Here is a 22,406-nt window from a genome sequence, read left to right as displayed (position 1 = left end):
TTAGGGCTTTTGACGAAATATGTAAAAAAATATAATCTAAATATACAATTCGAGAAATTTTCTCATAAAGGATATCGCAATGAAAAAAATCTTATTTTTGATAGGTATAAGCCTCATATTATCACCATTAGCTATGCATACAAAGGTATGGAAACAAAAAGCACGAGAAAAAACTGAAACCAAAAAAATTCCTATTGTTTATCATCAAAAGTATGATGTCAGTTTCTTTGGTATAGAAAAACTGCATCCTTTTGATAGTTGTAAATATTCTAAAATACACAAAGCACTTACACGCTTAGGCATTCATCCAGGCCAATTTTATAAACCCCAAGAGGTTACACGATCTGACCTTGAATCTGTACATACAGCACGTTATTTAGATTCTTTAAATGATTCCACAACAGTTGCTCGTATTGCCGAGATATACCCATTAAAGTTCATACCCAATTGGCTATTGCAGCGATACTTATTACGCCCTATGCGTTTAGCAACAGGTGGTACTATTCGTGCAACTGAGTTAGCTCTTGATAATGGATGGGCAATAAATCTATCTGGTGGCTACCACCATGCAGAAACTGATCATGGCGGTGGTTTTTGTTTTTATGGTGATATACAACTTGCTGCAAAAAAAATCCTTGATAATCACCCTGACTGGAAAGTATTAATTATTGATTTAGATGCACATCAAGGAAATGGTCACGAAGAAGGCTGCAAAGATGATGATCGCATTAAAACTTTTGATATGTATAGAAAAAATTATCCTCATGGAAGAAATCAGAAACATATCACTTATCCTGTTGTATTTGAATCAGAATGGCATTTAGGCCCACGCGTTCCATCAGACACTGAATATCTAAATAAATTAAAAGAAAAGCTTCCAGAAATTATAAAGAATGAACAACCAAATTTTATTATCTATAATGCAGGAACTGATATCTATAAAGAAGATCCACTAGGACGTATGGACATCTCAGAAGATGCGATTATCGAACGTGACGATTATGTTTTTGAACAAGCGAAACAGCATGATATTCCAATCACAATGGTGTTGTCAGGTGGCTATACTAGTGCAAGTGCACGTATTATTGCTCATTCCATCGAATGCTTACTAAGAAAACGTAATATTATACATTAAAGCAAATCTAAAATGGAAGTAATAATAACTATGAATAAAAAAATAATTCTAAGCTTTATCTGCTTAATTCCAATCTCATCCATGCATGCTGTAAATAAACTTAACATTGCGCTTGGCTTATCTGCACTCGGAACTTTAGCAACTGCAGGATACAGTTATAGTAATCATAGCTTTGCTGAACAAATAGATGATCACTTTAGAAATATTATTTGGGATGTACCGAATTCAAGCCACCCATTGCCATTATTATTACATAACAAAAACAAAGCTGAATGCAAATCAATTGAAGATACTTCTCGTAAAAAAGCTATGTATTATGGATTAGCTGCTATTGGATGTGGTTTGGCAACAATTGGATTGTCTCTATACACATTACTCAGTTAAATATGTGTGAACAGTTTTTAAACATTTTTTGTATAGTAATGATTATTATAGATGAAATAATTCTCTATTTTGTCATCAAATATGTTCAAACAATTCTTAAACAAAATGTAATAATCCAAGCACAAAAAACAAAGCAATTTGTCCATCTTGTCATCCCTGAAGGGGATCCAGCGGTAACCGGCTTAGTGTCAATAAAGTCTTAATCAATGGTGTGCATTATCTAAAAATATTATAAAGTAAAATTTAAAAACAAATGGTTACATTACGCTTATTTTGTATATATTCAATTGGAAACCAATCATTTTCTAAACGAACAAACTTTTTTAGCCCAGTTAATGTCGAGATTATACCAGTCACCGCTGGATCCCCTTCAGGGATGACAAAATGGACAATGAAAATTGTTTGAAGCTTGACCAAACATTGATTAAATTACATCCTGATTATGGAATATGCTTTCATTCGACAGCATTAGATATTAAAAATGTTCACAGCATTACTCAGTTAACAATTAACGCTGAATTTCTTTTGGTAATTCAATAATTGGCATATCTGAAGCCAGTGGTAAATCAATACGTTGGCCTGCACGTAAAATGTGCAACTGTTCTTGGGAAACCTGTTTGTTAGTGATTGCTGATTGCCAAGCATGATTAAGCAACTTTATAGGCATATCAAATGTATCAGTACCAAAATAGTAAGTACCCCAATGCATAGGAATAAAATGATGAGCATTCAAATCTTTAAAAGCTTGAAAAGCTTCATACGCATTTGCATGTGAATATTTCATCCACTTATGTGGTTCACATGGACCAATTGGCAAAATTGCACAATCAATCTGACCAAATTCAACACCAATAGATTTGAAATGTTTTGCATATGCAGTATCACCACCAAAATAGATTTTTTTTCCGCCAATCTCAATCATCCAACTACCCCATAATGATCTGTTCTTATCAAACATACCTCGTTGAGACCAATGAAACGCCGGTAAAAAAGTAAAAGTAACTCTATCGGTAACAATATCTGATAACACAAAACTGTCCTGTTGCCACCACGTATATTCACGTACATGAGTAAATGCACGCTTGTCAAACCAAGCTTTGTCGCCCAAAGGAACTAAATAACGACAATACGGATTGCGCTCTTTCAATACCGTTAATGCCGGCTCATCCATATGATCCAAATGATTATGCGATATAACAACATAATCGATAGGCGGCAATTGAGCAAGCGTTATACCCGGTTGCAATATACGAGGAAACAGAGAAGTAGCATCACCAAAAATTGGATCCGTTAAAATATTAATGCCATTCATCTGAATTAAGAATGTCGAATGTCCAATCCAAGTAATAACCGGCTTTGCACTACGAACAATAGGCTTCAATTGCATTTGCCATTCGGAAGTATTCGGATGATAAAAAAAACGATTAATATATGATTTTAAGTAAATATAAAAAGACCTGAAAAAAAAACCTTCAGGATTTTCGTTTGGATAATTATAAAAACGCCCATGCTGAACATGAGGATATAAACGTTGTTTCTGTTTTTTCATGTACTAAATAAAAGTTACCCCCATCCTGACAGAACGTCATGGATAGGGGAAATGGAGGTTATCTAAGTTAATTGATGTTATAATGGTACACAATATTCTTTTAAAAAGCAAACTTTTGCCATCAGTTTTTTGATCCGAGTAGAAGGCACTATTGGAGATACAAATCATAATTCACTTTGTATTTTTCTTACATAAATCTTTAAACAATATTGCGTATTTATGAATCATTATTTTAACTTCAAATTGATTACAAATCGTCTTTTTTGCCTGATCGCCAATAGTAGCCAAAATATGCTTCTGTTGTTCAATGATCACCTTAACATATTCTTCCAAAATCGAACCATTACCAACAGGACACACAAAACCATCAAAGCCATGAGTAATAACCGGATGAACATAAAAATGACCCATAACTATACATGGCAATGAAAAATGCATTGCCTCAAGCAATGCAATAGATATTCCTTCTTTATCAGAACTTTGAACAAAACAATCAAACAATGGATAATAATCGATTGCAGACTTGCCCACCACAAATATAACCTTATCCGAAATATCTAACTGACAAGCCAGACTACGCAACTCTTGTTCTAAAATACCCGTCCCAACCAAAAGTAAATAAACATGCTTGTGCACCTTCATTACATTTGCACTCGAACGCAATAAAAAATCAAACTGTTTAACCGGCACAAACCTTCCAACCGCACCAATAACAAATGCATTATCATCAATACCAAGTTCGTTTCTTTTTATAACTCGTCTTAATTGAGGAACTTCAATGCCATTAGTGATAACTTCAATGTTTGATGCCGGCAACCAAGTTGTTCTTTTTTTGAGTGATTGCGCAACTTGCTCTGAAACAGCAATCTGTTTTTTGCCAAAGCGCAAGGTAATCGTATCAATAAATGAACGGATACCACCGTCTTGCTCCACATTATTATGATAAACGGTAACAAATGGTATTCCAAGCAACTTTGCACAAATACGTACCGACACATTTGCTGCCCATAACAGCGTGTGTATAACATCAGGATTTTGCTGTTTCAATGTTTTATACAAACGCCAAAAAAAGAATGGATCATAACGAAAAGCAAACCCTTTTATGTGCATAACGGAAATGCCCAAATCTTGTAACTCTTGCACAAATGGACCATCATTAAAATAGATAACGGTTTGATCAAACTGATCGCGTAAATGCTTTACAATATTAAATAGCGTTCGTTCTGCACCGCCCATTTGCAAACTGGAAGTCACATGAATAAGTTTAATTTTCTTCATCGGTAAATAACTGCTGTTTGAGCTTTTTCTTATTTATTTTACCCGTTGCCGTCAATGGTGGATCTCTTTTGACCACGATAATATCTTTTGGAATTTTATACGCTGCCAACTGCTCCTTACAGCGCTTTTTCAATTCCGATATCAATGTAGAACTTTCAGTCCTTACTTGCACAACCGCAATAGGAATTTCACCTACTGCATTTTCTTTTTTACCAATCACTGCAGCTCGAATTACATCAGCATGACTCAATAACACATTTTCAATTTCTTGCGGATAAATATTAAAGCCTTTATGAATAATCAAATCTTTTTCCCGTCCGGCAATAACAATTTTGCCACGTCGATTAATATATGCAAGATCTCCGGTATCGAACCAGCCATTTTTCAATACTTTATCGGTTGCTTCTTGCGCATTGTGATAACCAAGCATTATGTTGGGGCCTGTTACCCATAATTGACCTACTTGCCCTTGAGTTAACACATTGCCTTGCTCATCACGAATCTGCACTTGCACGTTGATACATGGCGTGCCGACACAATTAGTCGGTTCTGTCATATCATCTAAATCAATAGAAATTAATGGTGAAGTTTCAGTTAAACCGTAACCGTTGCAAATCTTACGATTATAGATTAAGCCGAATGCAGAACGAATTTTATCCGGCAATGCATCACCACCACAAACAAACAGTTCAATACCGGCAAGGGGTGCTGTTTTCATTAAACATAACAGTCCATATAAAGCTGGAACTCCCAAAAATACTGACGGTTTTTTTGCCAAACCTTCAAGTATTAAACGTCGATCAACTTTAGGAACCACAATCACGGTACAACCATAAAGCAACGGCGTCCAAATACATGCATTTTGTGCAAAACTATGAAACAATGGCAATACACACAATACTTTACAACGTTTAAACTCTTGGCGCGCAATTGCTTGCATCGCATTTGTTAATACATTACGAGAACTGAGCATTACTCCCTTTGGCAATCCTGTTGTACCCGAAGTATATAATAATAACGTTAATACATCAGGATCTTTATCAGTAATAACACATTTATCGGTTGTAATAGGTTTATCTAATTTAATTGCATCCTCTTTGAGCAATATAGGAACTTGAATTTGTTGATCCCCTAAACGTTCTAAAAATGATTGAGACGTCACCATTATCTGTGCATCTGCATCTTTGATTATATGCGTCAATTCACGTTCAGTTAAATATACATTCAGCGGTGCAACAATTGCACCTATTTGCAAAGCACCAAAATAGGCAATATAAAATTCAATTGAGTTTTCAAGCCATACCAATACACTATCGCCCGACTTAATTCCTTTTTGACGCAATAATTCACTAAACATGCAGGCACGCGCAAACAGATGATTAAAACTAATTTGCTCATCACGACATATGAGCGCAATGCGATCACCATATTTTTTCGCTGACCATTCTAATAAGTGACCCAATGTCATCAATTTGCCATTTTTTGTAATTGAATCTATAAGCTTATCAAAACGCATACGTTCTGCCGAAGATACATCATTTATTATATTATTCATAATCTTTTACCTTTGCTTGAAGCAAAAATTTTATTTTCTTATATACTAACATAACATGTTATACTCATTTTTATTCAACAGATGATTTATTGCAAGGCAAAAAAATGAAAACTAATGGTTTATTAATATCAATTGAAGGCATTGACGGATCAGGCAAAAGTACGCTTGCCAAACTTTTATGCACGCAGTTAGAAAGACAATATTCTGTTTTACTCACAAAAGAGCCTGGTGACTCAGGGCTGGGCAAAAGCATTCGGTCTATTGTGCAAAATCAAAATGTACCTATTTGTGCAAAAGCAGAATTTTTATTATTTGCAGCAGATCGTGCACAGCATTTTAATGAAAAAGTGATTCCCGCATTACAACAAAATAAAATTGTTATTTCAGATCGTATGGCAGATTCTTCGGTTGTATATCAAGGAGTTGCACGTGGTATCGATATCGATTTTATTAATACAGTAAATGCCTGGGCAATGTGCAATTACACCCCCGATGTTACTATTTTTGTCAATACTGATCCAAAAATTGCACGCGAGCGTTTAATCATACGCAATGAAACATTAACCACTTTTGAAAAAGAACATGAACAGTTTATGCAGCATGTTCATAATGGCTTTTGTACTCTTTTTAATAATCGTAAAGATGTTATAATAGTTAATGGAATATATGATAAACAAACAATATTGCAAGAAGCGTTATCTGCTTTAACCCCATGGCTTTCTTTGTATGAAAAAAGACACATTACCACCGGCACAACTGTGGACCGGTACACACGATAATTTAATTATAGAGATCATTCCTTATCTGCAAAAACGATTTTGTACAGACGAGGGATGCGGTGTATGCATCTCATGCAAGCAAATACGCGAACAACAACATCATGCCGTTATCTGGATTAATCCGGAAAAACAGTATACCCTCGATGACATTAAAGTAATTCATGAACGCTTATCTTTTTCACTACCTGACAATGATGAATGTTTTTTTATTTTGCAAAAAGCTGATTTTTTGAGCAAACAATGCGCCAATAGTTTACTCAAATCAATTGAAGAACCACCCAAAGGCTATCATTTTATTTTATGTGCTGAACGCACAGAATATATTTTACCCACTATCAAATCACGCTGTATTATCCATACATTCACAAAAGATACATTTTCCGGCCAATTGCAACAACTGTTTAACAATTTCACATCAACCGCCCCTCCTGATCCACTTATTTTTTTACAGTATATTCAAAAAAATAGTATCAATGAGCAACAAAGCATAGACCTTATTGATCAACTACTTGCTTTTTGGATGAACAAATACAAACAAGCGATTGAAAATAATGACAACCATACTATTATCATGCAACGTATTAATGTACTCAAAAATGGACTCCTCAAACCACCAATGCCGGGAAGCAGCAAGCTTTTTTGGAAAAACCTCTTTGTGCAATTTCATGTACATAATTAATTTCAAGAAAAAAATATTGATGAAACAACCCTTTTTTATCTTTTTATTTTCACTTCATGCAACTTTTTTATATGCAGCCGATCCTCAAGCTGATTTACGCACTATGCTTGCACAAACAGGTATGAATCATACAGAAATTGAACAAATCATTACAGAAAATGAACGTGCCCAAAAACAGATCCAACAGCAAAAATTATCTGAAACACGACCCTCAATTGCTCATCAAACATTACCCGATCCAAAAAAAGACCGGGAAGCGTTTAAAGCTGAAATGATCAGGCGTGCACAAAATAAGAAATTTGGTAATTTAGGTAAGTAAAACTACAAATCATTTTTTTGAGATTGAGTCTACCAAGTTTATCTCAATTTTTTTACCTAAAACATCGGCTGCTCGATTAAGTGTTAAAAGAGTTATTGAGCTGTTTGTAGGATCAAGAAGTCTTTTCAATCCAGTTCTACTTGTACCTAATCGTTTTGCCATCACTGTTTGAGTAATATGCTCTTTCACCATGTATTCTTGCAAGTGATGAGCAATTACTGCTTTGACAGCAACAGCATTAACCTCTTGCATAATTCCTTCTTGTTCAAGAAAATTCTCAAAACTAGAGCCTATATGTTTGTTTTTTTTCACGTCTTCTCCGCTATAATTTTTTAGCTCTTTTACGAGCAAGATCTAAATCATTTTTTGGTGTCTTTTGGCTTTTTTTATAAATCCATGAAGCAAAATCATTGTGCCTTCTTCAAATACAAATATTATACGTGCAATGCGATTATCTAATCGACTCCTAATCTTCCACCTAAAGGCTTCACTAAAGGAGCTCCTGTAGGCCAATCTATCTGTATTATTCTAATATCTTTCCCAATGTTTTTTCTATCATCTGCAGTAAGTTCATATAACCATTCTCGAACAGGCTCATTACCTGAATCTTCTTTATAAAAGCATACAGGAATAATCTTAATTGATTCCATTTTTTAACCTTTTCACCTGTAACCAGCCACTATTTAAGTGTACCAAAAATGGTCCCAAACTGTCTGACACTTACACTCTCCATATACTCAAAACACCTAAAAAACTTTACATCCATACGTAAAATAAACTAAAACTATGTTAACTCAACAAAAGGAGTAACAATGAAACACAGTTTACTGTTTATCGTATTTTTCACAGCCCAAGCTGCCGAATGTAATTTACCAAAAATATTACGTACGACACATGCCATTCTCAAAAAAAATATTTCTAAAAAAACTACTGCCGGAACCTTCTCTCAATTTAAAAAAACAGAACAAAGCAAGTCCGATGATGCACTAACCGAAACACTTTCATCTTTAGAAAAACTTTCTGCACATCTACATTCTTATCGATCAATGCTCATGCTATCGGCAACACTTTTTTTAAATACACCCGGATACATAGAAACATTACGCTTAGTAACTGATACACATAATGAAATCATGATAAAAGGACATGCATATGAAATTGAACGAGCAATTTCGCTATATGAAGAAAATGAAACAATAAAGCATTTCAACAAAATCCTCACGGACGGAACTCTTTCGCGTGAAATCGATATACAAACTGATGAGCATATGGTTGAATGCAAAAATATTACCTGGCACCAAAGCTCAAGTAAATTGAAAAAACAGTTCATTGAGCAACAAGCGTTAGTTGAACATTACAATCAAGTACATGATTGTAATTGCATATACCAAGTAAGCTCAAAACAGACAATTCCTCATAAATGGAAAATATGGCTTATTCAGCAAAATATAGAAATTCATGAAGAAACCATCTGATATCAGCTTTTTTTGCTATTTTATCCCTAAAAAACTGCCCAAATCCAAGAAAATCTCCCTGATTTATTAGGTAAATAATATCAATTTTCTGGTAATTTATTACCTAGTCACCCCAAATGCCACAACAAACTATTGCCGAATTGGCTACATAACATATATAATTAAAGTACAGATATGAAATAATAAAAGTATAAGTTTTAACAATTAAAGGAAAAATAGTATGAAATTAAAGCTTACCATAATCGCATTAAGCATTATCAGCTCAGGTGCTCTTTATGCCGTAACCCAAACCAGTGATCCACATTCAACATGCTCGGTATTGCATGGATTTGAACCGGGAACAAAAGAATATGATGAATGCGTTGAAAAAGTAAAAGCAAATAATGCTCAAGCACAAAACAATACTCAGTCAAATTATAATACTCAAAAAAATGTTGGCCAAAACAACAATAATAAAAAATCATGTTGCGGTAGATAAACGCAATATGTTTATTAAATTAATCATAACAAAAGGAGATCGTTATGAAATTTCTAAAAATGATATGCACATTGGTTCTTATGAGTTCAGCAGGAATCTTTGCCTATAAAGTTTCAGGGGATAATCCTGAAGCTATACGCCGAGCACAAAGATTTCAGGTTTTAGGAAAGCAAGCTTCGGATGAATGTAAAAGAAACTACCGACCAGGCACAAAAGAACATGATCGATGCACTTACAATCGTCACAGACAGCTACTAGAAGCAGATAAAAAATAAGCAACCAAGCAAGATCTTCAATTTAAAAAGGGCTGCATGATGTGTAGCCCTTTTTAAATTCATCCACCTTTAATAACGGCAACCGGCACTAATCGTGCAACTTTACGTGCAATTTTTGCATTTTGTACGACATTAACCACCGAATCTACATCTTTATAGGCAATTGGTGCCTCCTCGGCCAAACCTTTATCCGAATCGCAACGAACAATAATATTATGATCTTCAAGCTCTTTGCGCAATGCAGGTCCACGGACCATTTTTTTTGCTGCAGTACGTGATAAACGTCTGCCTGCACCATGACAACATGAACCGAATGCAACATCCATCCCTTCTTTGGTACCTGCCAAAACATATGAACTTGTGCCCATGGTTCCCGGAATCAACACCGGTTGACCAACATCACGATAGCGCTTAGGAACTTCAGGATGCCCCGGACCAAATGAACGCGTTGCACCCTTACGATGCATAATAAGGCGCTTTTCTTTACCATTAATATTATGCGTTTCAACACTGCCAATATTATGTGAAACATCATACACAGTTGTCAAATTCACATTGGTAACTACATTGTTAAATGCTTCCCGTACCCAAACTCCAATCATATGACGATTTGCCCATGCAAAATTTGCCGCTGCTGCCATTGCATAATAATAATCTTGAGCTTCTTGAGACAAAAATGGTGCACACACTAATTCTCGATCGGGCAATTGATAACCCCATTTTGGCATTGCTTTGTTCATAATGCGCACATAATCAGTGCATGTTTGATGCCCCAGACCACGTGATCCACAATGAATCATTACCGTTAATAACCCTTTTTGTAAACCAAACACTTGGGCAGCTTCTTCATCATAAATCTCATCAACTTTTTGCACTTCAAGAAAATGATTACCTGACCCCAATGTACCCAACTGATCTGCACCACGTTGCTTTGCACGATCAGTCACCAAATCAGGCCGCGCAACTTCCATGCAGCCACCCTCTTGGCAATGATCTAAATCTTCTTGCGTACCAAATCCTTTTTTGACCATATGTTTTGCACCATAACGCAAAACTTCATCCAATTCATGCATATCAAGTTTCAATCTCCCGCCGCGACCAACTCCGGATGGAACTGCATTGAACAGTTCGGTAGCAATCTGCTCTAAGTACGGCTTAACTTCACCATACGTTGCATCGGCAACCATTAAGCGCACACCACAATTGATATCATAACCAATGCCACCGGGTGAAATCACACCACCTTCATCAATTGCCATTGCAGCAACACCACCGATTGGAAATCCATAGCCTTGATGCATGTCCGGCATTGCAAATGCAGCTTTTTGTATACCGGGTAATGTTGCAACATTGATCAACTGCTCAAGAGATCTATCGCCTGAAACATCTTTGAACATATCCTCAGTTATAAATGCACGTGCCGAAACACGCATGTCATCACGAAATGATTGTGGAACTTCATAACAATAATCAGAAATTTTTATTAAATCTTGCCAACGTATCGATTTACTCACAACATACATCCTTAACCTAAATATCAAATACAATTTCTGCTTGCCATATATCATCAATTTGCTTGATATACAAATCGTGATACGTTACCGCTTTCATTTCTACCACATCAAAACCGATAACCTCAACTCCATATATGGCGGCTTTAATATGCGTATCTGAAAGTTCATGAATATCCGCACTCAAATAGGCTTCATTATACACATCTGAAAACCATAGCGCATCGGATAAAAAATCAACAAGTAAACTTTCAGTATCAGGAGAATCAATATCAATTGCATGTTTCTTTGGAAGATTCGGACAAACAAGAAAATCACCTTCTTTTGTACATCCTTTTGCATACGGCCCAATAACTTGAAACATACCGATCAATGCATGCTTAAATAACTCTTTTTTTGTGCTGCCAAAAACCCGAATTTTTATATCCGCTGTATGGGGCAACTGTTCAAATATCTTCATCAGATATTACCTCATCGTCACTTTCAGACCATATACAATCAGTATCTTTTTCATCTGTCTCTTCTTCACTTTCCGATGTTTGCTCAACTTCAAATGCTCCATTATCATAAAGCAATTGCAATGCTTTATTTAAATGCGAAGGAATCGGCATTTTATTGTCTGTATACCATAACATTGTTTCTTTTAAGCTTCCTACCGGATATCGCCCTTTTTCATCAGGAATATTTGGATTAACATGTGATTGTAATATTTCTTGCAGTGCATACGTACTCTTTGTCCGCACAACATCTTCAACTGCAGCATGTAGCCTTGTAACATCATCCATTGCATACACAGGCAATGATATAAAAGCGAGGAACACATACTTCATACAGACCCTTTTTTTGATATAGAGTAACATTATTTTTAATTTCTCGTATACTTATTATTCATGACAAAAACAATGAAATCACTCGTACAAAACATTTTCGCACATCAAGATAATTGGAAAATTAAATTGCTCCAAAATTGGCCTGATATTTTAGGAAATTTGAGCACCAAAGTATATCTTGAAAAAATCAATGACGACAGCCTTGTATTAGGAGTTGCCGATTCCTGTTGGATGCAAGAACTTTATATGCTCTCTCCACTTTTACTACGCACTATTAACAAAAAGCTAGACGCGCCACGTATTAACTCTTTACGCTTTAAAAAAGTAGGGATAAAAAAAGAAAAAAAACAAAAGACAGATGTACGCAAAAAACAACAGTTTATTGCACCACCACTTTTGCCCAAAGAGAAGCAGGCATTAAAAAAAATAAAGGATCCTGCTCTAAGCGCTGCAATAGAAGATTTTTTGCGTCGTTGTCAACAGGAGATTTAATAATGAAAAGAATGTTTTTGTATATATTATTGATGAGCAATATAATACATACCGATTTCAAAGTTGATGATCTACATTGTTCATTTTGGGCAAATTACAATGGATTCAATCAAAAACCAACAATTGCATTCGGATGGTACAAAAAGTTTTTATGCAAAAACAATCTGCCCGGATACATGTATCGCGGGCTCCTGCATCTATTTCAGCAAACAAACAATGTCCAACAAATAATTTCACTCATGCCACACATTGAAGAATCATTCAAAGACGACACAGAAATACAACTTTTATTTATTAAATCGTTGCAACAAGCCGGATTGCAAACTACAGCTGATGAACGTATCATAAAACTTCTTGAAACCCAAAAAGACAATCAAGAGCTAGCATTTCATGCAGCACAAGTATATCTACGGCGTAAAGAACCTGAAAATGCATTACAAACCATCAACGACTACCTTGCTCACGCTCCGGAGCGATTAAATAATTTTATTTTTTACTTTCTGAAAGCACAGATCTATATGTTAATGGATAACAAACAAGAGGCTATCATTCAATTGCAAAAAAGCCTTGATATTCACCCAAGTTTTGACAAAGGTTGGCTGATGTTTGGGATGCTCCATGAACAATTGGGTAAAATGCAACAAGCAATCAAAGGATATACCACTTTTCTAGAAGTAAGCGAAAGTCCACTTCCACACATTCAAGAACACCTTTTGCGCTTAATGTTCAAACAAAAAATAGCCGAAGCACAAGGACAAAAAACATCTATTAATTTAAGTTGTTTTGAGCAAGCATTACTGCTTTTTAAACAAAAAAAATATCGCCAGGCATTGGAAAAAATTGATGATTGTCTACTCAAAGAGCCACGTGATAATGATGGCAAAGTACTCAAAGCACAAATTTTAAACGCAATGCAACAAACAGAACAAGCATTAAATCAATGCTGCCATTGGATTTCATCTGATGCACATAATGGGCTATGGCTTGAACTTGCACATCTCATTGCCACGCAAGAACATAAAGAACACTATTTAATCGATCAACTGCGTGCTATACAATCAAAGCAACCACAACATCTGAATGTAGCGCTTTATCTGGCTGATCTTTATGCGCGTACAGAACAAGTTAATCAAGCAACTACACAACATAAACGAGCATATCAACTCACATCTGATACCGGTATGCGTGCAAAAATACTCGCACATTTGGCAATTCTTTATTACGATTATGATATGATAGATCAAATGGAACATCTTGCAAAACAAGCTGAAACGTTACAACATCACTTTGCACCACTGCATAATGTTGTTGCCTATTGGTATGCAACACAAGGAAATAATTTTCTACGCGCACAAGCATTAATCGATAATGCATTAGCTCAAGAACCGCGCAACCCTTTTTATATCGATACACAAGCTATGATATTTTTCAAACAAGAACAGTATGCACAAGCAGAAGAACTGTTTAAAAAATCAGCACAATTAATTCCAGACGAACCGATGATCATAGAACATTTAGCACAATGTTATATAAAGCAAAATAAACCTGCATTAGCCCTTTCTACTTTAAAAAAAGGATTAATGTACACACAAAACAAAACCAAAGAAACTTTTAATCGCTTAATACGGAGCATAGAGACATCAGTTGTATGAAGAAAAAACAGACTATCTGTTATGTAGCAGGCAAATCGGGCGGACACATCATTCCATGCCTAACATTTGCCCGCGAACATAAAGAAAAACACCCTGAAGACAACATCCTTTTTTTTACCACGGAAACTATTCTCGATATAGAAATTGTCACCAATAGTCCCGACATTAACTGGCACATTCCACTTCCGCTTAATAATGTACTGTTAAAAAAATGGCATAACATCTTTACCGCCGGCTTCAACATGGCTTTAACCATGATGAAATCACTCTTTTATTTGATTAAACACCGTCCAAATAAAATTGTTTGCACCGGAGGTTTTCTTGCTATTCCGGTTATTATTTGCGCTCGCATTTTAGCAATTCCGGTACAACTATATGAATTAAATGTTGAACCTGGAAGAGCAACACGTTTTTTAGCTTCATGGTCAATTGATTTATTCACTTGTTTTGAACAAACACAAGCATATCTGCCACAAAAAAAATGTATCAAAACATCCTATCCAATACGTTTTTTTGGTGAATCAGCACAAATAAGTCAAAAAGATGCACTACAAAAACTTTTGTTCTCACCGGAACGTAAAACAATCTGTATTTTGGGTGGATCACAAGGGTCATTAGAAATCAACCACTTAATGCAACAATGGATTGTGCAACATCCGCATCTGCATGAACAGATACAGATCATTCATCAGACCGGCAGACAAGACAGTTTTAACTGGAAAGCATTTTATACTCAACACAATATTACCCATCATGTATTCAGCTTCAGTCATGAAATGGCTATATATTATGCTGCTGCTGATCTTATTATCTGCAGATCAGGAGCGGGAACTTTATTTGAAATTCTGTTTTTTGGTAAACAGTGCATTACCATTCCTCTGCAAACTCCCACTAATAATCATCAAGTAACAAATGCACTTGCTATGCAAGAGGAATATGGTGAACTATTTACCACGATTACAAAAGAACAACTGACACATAATAAGCAGGCATTATCTCATCATATAATGGATAAACTGAAGTTGAATACGATGCAATCAGAAACTGCACCATACATATCAAAAGAGTTATAACAAAAAAGCGTTGCATATTATAATACTATGCAGCGCTTTTTATATTTAAACCAAAAGACCTTTTTGATCATTATTTTCTTTTATCTGTATACCCTTATGTAGGATATGATCATGACAAAAGGAATGATCGCATAAAGCCAGAAAGTAAACGACGAGGAACATCAGTACATGGGTCTTAAGCATAGCACTGCTCCTTAAGTTAAAGTGTTACTTAAAATGTTGTTATAATGTATAACCCATAAAAAATTTATTGTAAATAACCCCAAAGAGAATCTTTAATTAAACAAAAATTGAAATAGCACCTCTACGTTTATTATCCGCAAGTTGCTTGCCTGTTTTTTCATCAATAATAATTTCTTGCAAACTGGGATCATATGAAAATGTTGTTTTCTGTGATCTAATTTCACGATGTAGCCCAATCCAAATTGGAAATGCAGTATGCAACGGATATACATTTTTGCCCATTGGCTGATTATCATCACACCCAATATACACTCCGGTTGTTAATTCCGGTGTTGAACCGACAAACCAACACGTGCGATGATCATTGGTGGTACCGGTTTTGCTTGCAGCTTGGCAATCGGTCCATTTTTGTGGAATCAATGCACGCACACGGTCTAATCCCAAACCTAAAACTTTTAAAATCTGACCACTAATATGTGATGGTATTATAGATTCTGATACCTCTTTATGTTTGTATATTTTTCTTCCCCAAGAATCTTTAACCCATGAAATCATGTGCGGCTCAACATACATGCCATGATTTGCAAAAATATTAAACATACCAACGGCTTCTTGCAACGTAGTATCAATACAACCTAACGATAATGAAGCATAAGAATGAAACGGCCCAGTCAAATGCGATTTCTGAGCTAATTCAATTACCTTTTGAGCTCCAATGCGTAAAAATGTTTTTATCAAAACAATATTATTAGATCGCGATAATGCATAAGCTAAAGTAATCGGACCATTAAACTTCCGATTATAATTATTCGGCCTCCAAAGAGTGCCATATTCATCTTTTATTTCAATTGGCTCATCAATCAAAACATCAGAAAATTTTATACCATTTTGCAAAGCAACTGCAAAAATTAACGGTTTAAACACTGAGCCTAACTGTCTTCGCGCTTGCAACGCACGATTAAACTTCGACGTTGTAAAATCGGCACCTCCAATTAATGCACGAATCTGCCCAGTTGAAACATCAACTGTCAGTAATGATCCATCAATTGCAGGATTAATTGTTTTTCTAATCTGTGTTACATGATCAATGAATGCTTTTTCAGCTTTCTGCTGAACCTCTAAATCAATAGTCGTTTGCACAACATAACCACCGGTATATAATGCATGTTTGCCTATCAATTGCTCCAAAAACTTACGAATATGCTCACGCGCATGCAAACCTACAATCCGTTGTTTACTTTCTTTAATCTTTAACATTTTAAACGTTGCATCATCAAACTCTTTTTGCGTAATGAAATCAAGGCGCAACATTTTTGCCAATACCACATTACGCCTTTTTTGCGTTGCCAATGGATTAAGTAATGGACTAAACATACCGGGAGAGCGCATTATCCCCGCCAAAATCGCTGCTTCATCGATCGTAACATCTGCCGCAGATTTGCCCCAAAAACGTTGCGCTGCAGCCTCAACACCATAAATACCACAACTGAAATAAACATGATTCAAATAAGTTTCTAAAATCTGATCTTTACTAAACTTCATTTCCACAAGCAATGCAACCAATTGCTCTTTTATTTTACGCGTAAAAGTTCGCTGATGATCAAAAAAAAGTAATCGCACCAACTGTTGTGTAATCGTACTTGCACCTTGCACAACGCGTCGATGATACATATTGACTAAAAATGAACGAACAATGCCTTTAATGGATAACCCAAAATGATCATAAAAATCCCAGTCCTCTGCTGCCAAAAATGCCTGAATTAAATGTTGCGGCATATCCTCAATACGCACCACTTTTCGTATATCCAATGCAAAACGAGCCCACTCATTACCATGGCAATCGAGCAATATTGTTGGTTTTCCAGGATTATAACGTTCGAATGCGGAGAAATCGATAATATTATTATGCATAACAAAACTGATTGCAGCGGAAAAAATAGTGGCAATACATATAAAAAAAAATATAAAATAATAACATAGTCGCTTCATAAAATAGTCTTCACGTATCTTGAATGCTGCAGTTGCTTTGGCTACATCCTACCAAAAATAAAAGCTGTCACCAACTTTATAAACAATTATTTTTTTGTTGAACTATGACTACAAAAAAAGCTATTATGAATAAAAATAGGAGGCTTAATTATGAAAAAATATTTAATTATTACTACATTTATATTATCAAATACCTACTCTATCAATGCCGGAAATGCACCGAAAATGCCTTTAAAAGCACCAATTGAAAAAAAACATAGCAATATTCATCTACAAAAAATCACCAACAACTCCAAAAGAAATGTCTTTGTTTCGCTTGAACGTACTCACATAATGCCCCTTGGAGAACCAATAAATATATCAGGGCACATTATGCCGGGCAAAGATATGGAAATCAAAGACCCTCAGGGCATCGCTGAAGCCGCGATGATCCCTGTATGGCAAAAAACTTTTCGTGGTGCAACGATCAATATCATTACATTATCAGGATTTCCAGGAAGAATTTATTATCTTTATGCTATAGGAAATGCGTTGTGGGCAATCAAGGCTCCAACAAAAGAAAATGAATTAAAAGGCGTACATTTGCTCAATCCATCGGATAAAAATCGTAACATTGAATTAATAGTACACGATAACAATGTTCTTGAAGCACAAGTCCTTGATGAAAATGGAAAACCTAATGGAGAAAAAACCAAGTTAGGTTATGAACCTACTCCAACAGTGACTAAAGAATCCATTCCAGAAGTGCAGAAAACCAAGCGCTACGGACCGTAAGTAAGTTTTTATATTTAAAAATATAAAAACTCATGCTACATTACATGCATCTAAATATATCATCATGCAATAATGTACGAGTCGACCATGAACCCTTCAATCCTGATGCCACTTTTACTTTTTTTTATCGATTACACAGCATTTGTTTTATTAGACACACCATTAGTATTAAGCTTAATCTGTTACTTTATTTTGCAACTTTTTGCCAAATCAGCATTTGATATATCATGTTATATTTCCCTACTGTGCTTAGGCCTCTACTCATTTATGGTATATGCAAATGGCGGCTTTATATATCTCATTATATTTCCTACCATACTGGCCAGCTTTTTTGCCAAAAAATATCTCATTAAAGCTCCTTTGATCACTTATGGAATCTTGGCTCTGTTCATACTCCTGCAAAACCTACTTTTATACCCAATTTTAGGAGTCAAAAGATCACTAATAATCTATACTATTAGACAATATTGTGTTAATATATGGGTAATGTTGATAATATCTTTGATAATTAGTGTTGCTGGTAAACAAGACAATCGCTTGTAGAAATATAAGAGGAAAGTCCGGACTCCAAATGAATAAGGTGCCTTAGGAGGATTTTATCCAACTAAGGAGAAGCGTAAGCTCATGGAAAGTGCCACAGAAAATAACCGCCAAATATGAAATATGATTTGGTAAGGGTGAAAAAGTGCGGTAAGAGCGCACAGGCATATGTAGTAATACATATGCGGGGTAAACCCCACCTGGAGCAAGGCAAAGCAGCGTGTGTCGATTGTTCATTTCGGTTAAACACGCGGGTATGCCGCATAGATAAATGATTGTCATTCAACTGTTTGAAAAAATAGCTGAAAACAGAATCCGGCTTACAAGTTTACCAGTAACACAAATTTAAAATATAAGCGCATTTTTATGAGCCTAAATAAAAACACCCGCATTTCCAATTATCTTTGGCTCATACCCTTCTTTGTTTTCTTTAGCGTATATTTCATACTCAACATCTGGTTCCGTTCCGGCACATTGAGCATGCCCAACCTTATGGGCAAGAATCTCATCGATGCAACAAAAATATGCTCCGCATCGCAATTACCCATACAAATTGCACTAATAAAGCAGGATACCGAACTACCACAAAGCACCGTCATTCATCAAATTCCTGCTCCTGAAAAAACAATTAAAGAACGCCAAACAGTATATCTTGCAATCACCGAAAAACCGGCATTAAAAACAACACCCCATTGTATAGGCTTATCACGCGATCAAATTAAACAAAATCTAACGCCGCTACAATTAAAACCAAAATTTTATGAAATAAATTATCCCTATCCAATCGATCATTGCTTTTGCCAATGGCCGGCACCTAACAGTCCAATTAAAACAAAAACCGTTATATGCTATATTGCCAAAAAAGCTAAAAAACAATGCATTTGGCCTGACTTTACCAATAAAACATTAAATGAAGTTGAACAACAACTTGAACAATATGATATAAAAATAAAAACCGATATAACACCAAATGATAGATATACCTATTATGTCATTGATCAACAGCCAACGGCCGGAGCAATCATTGATATCTCACACCCCGAACAAATTACTGCACACCTGCAGATAAACCGTAAAAAAACATATCATAGTGGTTAATTTACAAATACACAATTCGACATAAGCGAGTGTTATGGTAAAATATAGATAAATGGAATCTAAATTTTACTCATGCGAGGTTATATAATGCGTTTCTTTGCTCTTTATGCAATTCTATCCCCTTTTACCTTTTCTTCTGTTTATACAGCTCCTCAACCTACATACAGTCCACAAAATTTAATTATCGCCACCGATCTTGATGATGTTGTTCTTGATCGCAATAAAGGCAGTATCGCCAAATTAGTTTTTAAAAAACCGGGTCGTTTCAAAAAATTGTATAGTCAATATAAAAAACGAAAAAACAACAACGGCTCTCGAGGAAAAAAATTTGGTGAAGGTTTTTATATTCATCTGAAAAAGAACAATGAACACAAACTTGCTGATTTAATTAAAAAAGTATGCACCTGCAAAAAACCGAAAAAGAAGACTGTCAATATACTACGCAACATGGCAAGCCAAGGATATCACCTATTTACCGCAACAAATATCGGTTCTCTCTTTTTTGCTGAATTACAAAAAAAATTCCCTGAATTATTTAATAATAATTTCATTCAACATGGCATGACCGTTGATTTTTTACCCGAAGATGTAATTGAAAAGCCTGATATACGTTATTTTCAACAATTAAAAAAGAAACTCAATCCACATGGCGATAAACAGATTTTATTCATTGATGATAAATTAGAAAATGTTCAATCTGCACGCACATGCGGCCTGTTAGCAATTCAGTTTAAAAATCACAAACAGTTAAAGCGTGACTTACACACATATGGCATTTGTACCTGTAAGTAAGATAAAGTAATAAAAACATGAACAAAATCGGAGATTTTATGAATTTAAAAAAACAGATACTCGCAATCGCTCTTATTGCTTTTACATGTATCAATGCAACTGAACTAACATACACACCTGCCAATACAGAAATCTTTTGGGATATCCACCACGTGATTATCAAGAAAAAAGGCTCAGAAATCTTAAAAACATTATATAATGCGCCCAAAATTGCACTTCTTTCTAATTTGTTCAATTGGACGCTTCTGAAGGATATGTTTGCATTACGTGGTTCAACAGGGGGTGCATACATGCAACGTCTAAAGCAAGAAGATCAACGATTAGCTGATTTTGCACTCAATATGGCAAACAGCCAAGTTATGATTAATGGTATGGAAGATTTAATCTTAGATTTAGCTAATCAAGGCTATACTATGCATGTCGCATCAAACATCGGCAGCGAAGTATATGAACATTTAAAAAATAAATTCCCTCACATATTCAATGAAAATGTCATAAAAGATGGAAAAACCGTTGATTTTAAATCAGAAAATCCAGTGGAAAAACCGCATGCACAATTTTTCATCGAGTTATCTTCGTTACGTAATAAAAATAAACAACACGCACTTTTTATCGACGACAAACAAGAAAACGTTGATGCAGCAAATGCAAACGGCTTCATTGGTATATTATTTAAAAATGCACAACAGTTAAAACAAGAACTAAAAAAATAGATTAGCTATTCTTTCCTGTTTAATGCTTCAGCTCTTTTTCGTTGAATAGCAAAATACTGTTGCCGCTGTTTTTCAGTTAAACCTTTTAACAAATTGTTTTCCTGCTCATATAATTCATTATTTTTTTCATACTCAGGATGTATTTCAACGATAAGTGCGTCCATCTCACCTAATAATGCAACAACTTCTAATTGCTCACATTGTTTCACTGCGCCAATGGAAAAAGAGACCATTAATAATAAATTCATTATACATTTCATCTATATATTCCTTCTACTTTATCGTTCATTCTTAAAGCTATATATCAAGTTTATGCATATGAAGTATACATTTTATATCTTTGATTACAAACTAACCACAATTCTTTAAATAATTGATATTATATAAAAAACATTGCAATGCGCCATCCAGAACTGCTAAAATAGGTATAAGACTATAAAAAAAGGTAAAATATATGAAGAAAGTATCGATATTAGCTATTTTTACTATTTTTAGCGCACAAGCAGCCGATATTTCACTAGATGACCAATTGTTCAAAGCGATTGATGCCAATAATGTAAGACTTATGAACCGACTTCTGCGCCAAGGAGCAGATCCTAACTCAAACAATGGCGCACCTTTAAAATTGGCAATTTTACACAGAAATAAATTAATGATTGAATATCTCCTCGTGCGTGGCGCTGATCCCAAATATAAAATAGAAGGGTCACAATTTTCTTCTCCTTTGGAATTCGCAAAAAATCCAAAATTCAATGTACCAGAAGGAATTATCACCCGATTAACATCACCCTATTAACACTTTATGATTCTGAACAATAAAGAATTACATAAATAGTATAACCTATTAAAAACA

The 22,406-nt window shown here is 35.1% G+C and carries 27 protein-coding genes and 1 other RNA gene; 17 read left to right on the top strand and 11 right to left on the bottom strand.

The genetic code is table 11. From position 1 onward, the window contains the following. The first annotated feature begins 79 nt into the window (after positions 1-79). Positions 80-1,135 (top strand): histone deacetylase, encoded by a 1,056-nt coding sequence (locus WD055_03700; protein MEX0849308.1) that lies wholly within the window; start codon positions 80-82, stop codon positions 1,133-1,135. A 30-nt stretch (positions 1,136-1,165) separates the two neighbouring features. Then, positions 1,166-1,519 (top strand): hypothetical protein, encoded by a 354-nt coding sequence (locus WD055_03695; protein ID MEX0849307.1) that lies wholly within the window; start codon positions 1,166-1,168, stop codon positions 1,517-1,519. 508 nt (positions 1,520-2,027) lie between these two features. Here WD055_03695 and WD055_03690 read toward each other — a convergent pair. From WD055_03690 to WD055_03680, 3 genes are all read right to left on the bottom strand, one after another. Then, positions 2,028-3,068, bottom strand: a complete 1,041-nt coding sequence (locus WD055_03690) for an MBL fold metallo-hydrolase (protein MEX0849306.1) — start codon at positions 3,066-3,068, stop codon at positions 2,028-2,030. Between the two features lie 171 nt (positions 3,069-3,239). Then, positions 3,240-4,346 carry a glycosyltransferase gene (locus WD055_03685; protein ID MEX0849305.1) on the bottom strand — a complete coding sequence of 369 codons (1,107 nt, stop codon included), beginning with the start codon at positions 4,344-4,346 and terminating at the stop codon, positions 3,240-3,242. After that, positions 4,333-5,901, bottom strand: coding sequence for an AMP-binding protein (locus WD055_03680; GenBank protein ID MEX0849304.1), 1,569 nt, complete (start codon positions 5,899-5,901; stop codon positions 4,333-4,335). The genes WD055_03685 and WD055_03680 overlap by 14 nt, the downstream gene beginning before the upstream one ends. A 104-nt stretch (positions 5,902-6,005) precedes the next feature. On the opposite strand from WD055_03680, the gene tmk reads away from it, so the two are divergent. From tmk to WD055_03665, 3 genes are read left to right on the top strand one after another with little or no spacing between them, the layout of a single operon-like run. After that, positions 6,006-6,680 (top strand): dTMP kinase, encoded by a 675-nt coding sequence (tmk, locus tag WD055_03675; protein ID MEX0849303.1) that lies wholly within the window; start codon positions 6,006-6,008, stop codon positions 6,678-6,680. After that, on the top strand, positions 6,628-7,359 hold the full coding sequence (locus WD055_03670) for a hypothetical protein (protein MEX0849302.1): 732 nt from the start codon (positions 6,628-6,630) through the stop codon (positions 7,357-7,359). The genes tmk and WD055_03670 overlap by 53 nt, the downstream gene beginning before the upstream one ends. A 19-nt stretch (positions 7,360-7,378) precedes the next feature. Then, a complete protein-coding gene (locus WD055_03665; GenBank protein MEX0849301.1) occupies positions 7,379-7,678 on the top strand; it encodes a hypothetical protein in 300 nt (99 codons plus the stop codon). 9 nt (positions 7,679-7,687) lie between these two features. On the opposite strand, the gene WD055_03660 is transcribed toward WD055_03665, so the two are convergent. The 3 genes from WD055_03660 to WD055_03650 form a co-directional block, all read right to left on the bottom strand. Further along, complete coding sequence (locus WD055_03660) at positions 7,688-7,930, bottom strand: helix-turn-helix domain-containing protein (GenBank protein ID MEX0849300.1); 243 nt, start codon at positions 7,928-7,930, stop codon at positions 7,688-7,690. A gap of 102 nt (positions 7,931-8,032) precedes the next feature. Further along, the gene (locus WD055_03655; GenBank protein MEX0849299.1) at positions 8,033-8,191 is read right to left on the bottom strand and encodes a type II toxin-antitoxin system RelE/ParE family toxin; all 159 of its coding nucleotides are present in this window, start codon (positions 8,189-8,191) and stop codon (positions 8,033-8,035) included. Further along, entirely contained in the window at positions 8,134-8,328 is a 195-nt protein-coding gene (locus WD055_03650) for a hypothetical protein (protein MEX0849298.1), read from the bottom strand. Before WD055_03650 ends, WD055_03655 begins: the two co-directional genes overlap by 58 nt. A 162-nt stretch (positions 8,329-8,490) precedes the next feature. Here WD055_03650 and WD055_03645 point away from each other — a divergent pair, with 162 nt between their 5' ends. The 3 genes from WD055_03645 (at position 8,491) to WD055_03635 (ending at position 9,906) form a co-directional block, all read left to right on the top strand. Beyond that, positions 8,491-9,153 (top strand): hypothetical protein, encoded by a 663-nt coding sequence (locus tag WD055_03645; protein ID MEX0849297.1) that lies wholly within the window; start codon positions 8,491-8,493, stop codon positions 9,151-9,153. 220 nt (positions 9,154-9,373) lie between these two features. Then, on the top strand, positions 9,374-9,631 hold the full coding sequence (locus WD055_03640; GenBank protein ID MEX0849296.1) for a hypothetical protein: 258 nt from the start codon (positions 9,374-9,376) through the stop codon (positions 9,629-9,631). A 44-nt stretch (positions 9,632-9,675) separates the two neighbouring features. Beyond that, positions 9,676-9,906, top strand: coding sequence for a hypothetical protein (locus tag WD055_03635; GenBank protein MEX0849295.1), 231 nt, complete (start codon positions 9,676-9,678; stop codon positions 9,904-9,906). A gap of 59 nt (positions 9,907-9,965) precedes the next feature. Here the strand turns inward: WD055_03635 and WD055_03630 are convergent, their stop codons facing one another. Genes WD055_03630 through WD055_03620 form a run of 3 tightly spaced genes read right to left on the bottom strand, consistent with a single transcriptional unit; the run spans position 9,966 to position 12,247 of the window. Continuing rightward, complete coding sequence (locus WD055_03630; GenBank protein ID MEX0849294.1) at positions 9,966-11,429, bottom strand: RtcB family protein; 1,464 nt, start codon at positions 11,427-11,429, stop codon at positions 9,966-9,968. A 7-nt stretch (positions 11,430-11,436) separates the two neighbouring features. Next, complete coding sequence (locus WD055_03625; GenBank protein MEX0849293.1) at positions 11,437-11,877, bottom strand: archease; 441 nt, start codon at positions 11,875-11,877, stop codon at positions 11,437-11,439. Continuing rightward, positions 11,864-12,247, bottom strand: a complete 384-nt coding sequence (locus WD055_03620; protein ID MEX0849292.1) for a hypothetical protein — start codon at positions 12,245-12,247, stop codon at positions 11,864-11,866. The genes WD055_03625 and WD055_03620 overlap by 14 nt, the downstream gene beginning before the upstream one ends. Before the next feature lie 72 nt (positions 12,248-12,319). Between WD055_03620 and WD055_03615 the strand changes: the two genes are divergently transcribed. The 3 genes from WD055_03615 to WD055_03605 are packed head-to-tail and all read left to right on the top strand — an operon-like array spanning position 12,320 to position 15,464. After that, the gene (locus WD055_03615) at positions 12,320-12,739 is read left to right on the top strand and encodes a DUF721 domain-containing protein (protein MEX0849291.1); all 420 of its coding nucleotides are present in this window, start codon (positions 12,320-12,322) and stop codon (positions 12,737-12,739) included. Positions 12,740-12,741: 2 nt separating this feature from the next. After that, positions 12,742-14,391, top strand: a complete 1,650-nt coding sequence (locus WD055_03610; GenBank protein ID MEX0849290.1) for a tetratricopeptide repeat protein — start codon at positions 12,742-12,744, stop codon at positions 14,389-14,391. Then, positions 14,388-15,464: a UDP-N-acetylglucosamine--N-acetylmuramyl-(pentapeptide) pyrophosphoryl-undecaprenol N-acetylglucosamine transferase gene (locus WD055_03605; GenBank protein ID MEX0849289.1), complete on the top strand. Its 1,077-nt coding sequence runs from the start codon at positions 14,388-14,390 to the stop codon at positions 15,462-15,464. The genes WD055_03610 and WD055_03605 overlap by 4 nt, the downstream gene beginning before the upstream one ends. Before the next feature lie 279 nt (positions 15,465-15,743). On the opposite strand, the gene WD055_03600 is transcribed toward WD055_03605, so the two are convergent. Beyond that, entirely contained in the window at positions 15,744-17,636 is a 1,893-nt protein-coding gene (locus WD055_03600) for a PBP1A family penicillin-binding protein (protein MEX0849288.1), read from the bottom strand. Positions 17,637-17,786: 150 nt separating this feature from the next. On the opposite strand from WD055_03600, the gene WD055_03595 reads away from it, so the two are divergent. The 5 genes from WD055_03595 (at position 17,787) to WD055_03575 (ending at position 21,553) form a co-directional block, all read left to right on the top strand. Next, positions 17,787-18,410, top strand: a complete 624-nt coding sequence (locus WD055_03595; protein MEX0849287.1) for a hypothetical protein — start codon at positions 17,787-17,789, stop codon at positions 18,408-18,410. 517 nt (positions 18,411-18,927) lie between these two features. Then, positions 18,928-19,289, top strand: an RNA gene (gene rnpB / locus WD055_03590) — RNase P RNA component class A. Between the two features lie 27 nt (positions 19,290-19,316). Further along, positions 19,317-20,048, top strand: a complete 732-nt coding sequence (locus WD055_03585; protein ID MEX0849286.1) for a hypothetical protein — start codon at positions 19,317-19,319, stop codon at positions 20,046-20,048. 72 nt (positions 20,049-20,120) lie between these two features. Then, on the top strand, positions 20,121-20,840 hold the full coding sequence (locus tag WD055_03580; GenBank protein ID MEX0849285.1) for a hypothetical protein: 720 nt from the start codon (positions 20,121-20,123) through the stop codon (positions 20,838-20,840). Positions 20,841-20,857: 17 nt separating this feature from the next. Next, positions 20,858-21,553 carry an HAD hydrolase-like protein gene (locus WD055_03575; GenBank protein MEX0849284.1) on the top strand — a complete coding sequence of 232 codons (696 nt, stop codon included), beginning with the start codon at positions 20,858-20,860 and terminating at the stop codon, positions 21,551-21,553. Positions 21,554-21,558: 5 nt separating this feature from the next. Here WD055_03575 and WD055_03570 read toward each other — a convergent pair whose 3' ends face one another. Further along, a complete protein-coding gene (locus WD055_03570) occupies positions 21,559-21,813 on the bottom strand; it encodes a hypothetical protein (GenBank protein ID MEX0849283.1) in 255 nt (84 codons plus the stop codon). A 194-nt stretch (positions 21,814-22,007) separates the two neighbouring features. Between WD055_03570 and WD055_03565 the strand changes: the two genes are divergently transcribed. Beyond that, on the top strand, positions 22,008-22,349 hold the full coding sequence (locus WD055_03565; GenBank protein MEX0849282.1) for a hypothetical protein: 342 nt from the start codon (positions 22,008-22,010) through the stop codon (positions 22,347-22,349). The last annotated feature ends 57 nt before the right edge of the window (positions 22,350-22,406 follow it).

This window comes from Candidatus Dependentiae bacterium (assembly GCA_040878395.1).
Classification (GTDB): Bacteria; Babelota; Babeliae; order Babelales; family Vermiphilaceae; genus JAKBEL01.
This window is presented reverse-complemented; position numbering and strand designations above follow the sequence as displayed.

Bases quoted from the DNA above. Each gene is read 5' to 3' on its own strand.
- WD055_03700 (MEX0849308.1), top strand. From the start codon at position 80: ATGAAAAAAATCTTATTTTTGATAGGTATAAGCCTCATATTATCACCA.
- WD055_03695 (MEX0849307.1), top strand. From the start codon at position 1,166: ATGAATAAAAAAATAATTCTAAGCTTTATCTGCTTAATTCCAATCTCA.
- WD055_03690 (MEX0849306.1), bottom strand. From the start codon at position 3,068: ATGAAAAAACAGAAACAACGTTTATATCCTCATGTTCAGCATGGGCGT.
- WD055_03685 (MEX0849305.1), bottom strand. From the start codon at position 4,346: ATGAAGAAAATTAAACTTATTCATGTGACTTCCAGTTTGCAAATGGGC.
- WD055_03680 (MEX0849304.1), bottom strand. From the start codon at position 5,901: ATGAATAATATAATAAATGATGTATCTTCGGCAGAACGTATGCGTTTT.
- tmk (MEX0849303.1), top strand. From the start codon at position 6,006: ATGAAAACTAATGGTTTATTAATATCAATTGAAGGCATTGACGGATCA.
- WD055_03670 (MEX0849302.1), top strand. From the start codon at position 6,628: ATGAAAAAAGACACATTACCACCGGCACAACTGTGGACCGGTACACAC.
- WD055_03665 (MEX0849301.1), top strand. From the start codon at position 7,379: ATGAAACAACCCTTTTTTATCTTTTTATTTTCACTTCATGCAACTTTT.
- WD055_03660 (MEX0849300.1), bottom strand. From the start codon at position 7,930: ATGCAAGAGGTTAATGCTGTTGCTGTCAAAGCAGTAATTGCTCATCAC.
- WD055_03650 (MEX0849298.1), bottom strand. From the start codon at position 8,328: ATGGAATCAATTAAGATTATTCCTGTATGCTTTTATAAAGAAGATTCA.
- WD055_03645 (MEX0849297.1), top strand. From the start codon at position 8,491: ATGAAACACAGTTTACTGTTTATCGTATTTTTCACAGCCCAAGCTGCC.
- WD055_03640 (MEX0849296.1), top strand. From the start codon at position 9,374: ATGAAATTAAAGCTTACCATAATCGCATTAAGCATTATCAGCTCAGGT.
- WD055_03635 (MEX0849295.1), top strand. From the start codon at position 9,676: ATGAAATTTCTAAAAATGATATGCACATTGGTTCTTATGAGTTCAGCA.
- WD055_03630 (MEX0849294.1), bottom strand. From the start codon at position 11,429: ATGTATGTTGTGAGTAAATCGATACGTTGGCAAGATTTAATAAAAATT.
- WD055_03625 (MEX0849293.1), bottom strand. From the start codon at position 11,877: ATGAAGATATTTGAACAGTTGCCCCATACAGCGGATATAAAAATTCGG.
- WD055_03620 (MEX0849292.1), bottom strand. From the start codon at position 12,247: ATGAAGTATGTGTTCCTCGCTTTTATATCATTGCCTGTGTATGCAATG.
- WD055_03615 (MEX0849291.1), top strand. From the start codon at position 12,320: ATGAAATCACTCGTACAAAACATTTTCGCACATCAAGATAATTGGAAA.
- WD055_03610 (MEX0849290.1), top strand. From the start codon at position 12,742: ATGAAAAGAATGTTTTTGTATATATTATTGATGAGCAATATAATACAT.
- WD055_03605 (MEX0849289.1), top strand. From the start codon at position 14,388: ATGAAGAAAAAACAGACTATCTGTTATGTAGCAGGCAAATCGGGCGGA.
- WD055_03600 (MEX0849288.1), bottom strand. From the start codon at position 17,636: ATGAAGCGACTATGTTATTATTTTATATTTTTTTTTATATGTATTGCC.
- WD055_03595 (MEX0849287.1), top strand. From the start codon at position 17,787: ATGAAAAAATATTTAATTATTACTACATTTATATTATCAAATACCTAC.
- WD055_03585 (MEX0849286.1), top strand. From the start codon at position 19,317: ATGAGCCTAAATAAAAACACCCGCATTTCCAATTATCTTTGGCTCATA.
- WD055_03580 (MEX0849285.1), top strand. From the start codon at position 20,121: ATGCGAGGTTATATAATGCGTTTCTTTGCTCTTTATGCAATTCTATCC.
- WD055_03575 (MEX0849284.1), top strand. From the start codon at position 20,858: ATGAACAAAATCGGAGATTTTATGAATTTAAAAAAACAGATACTCGCA.
- WD055_03570 (MEX0849283.1), bottom strand. From the start codon at position 21,813: ATGAAATGTATAATGAATTTATTATTAATGGTCTCTTTTTCCATTGGC.
- WD055_03565 (MEX0849282.1), top strand. From the start codon at position 22,008: ATGAAGAAAGTATCGATATTAGCTATTTTTACTATTTTTAGCGCACAA.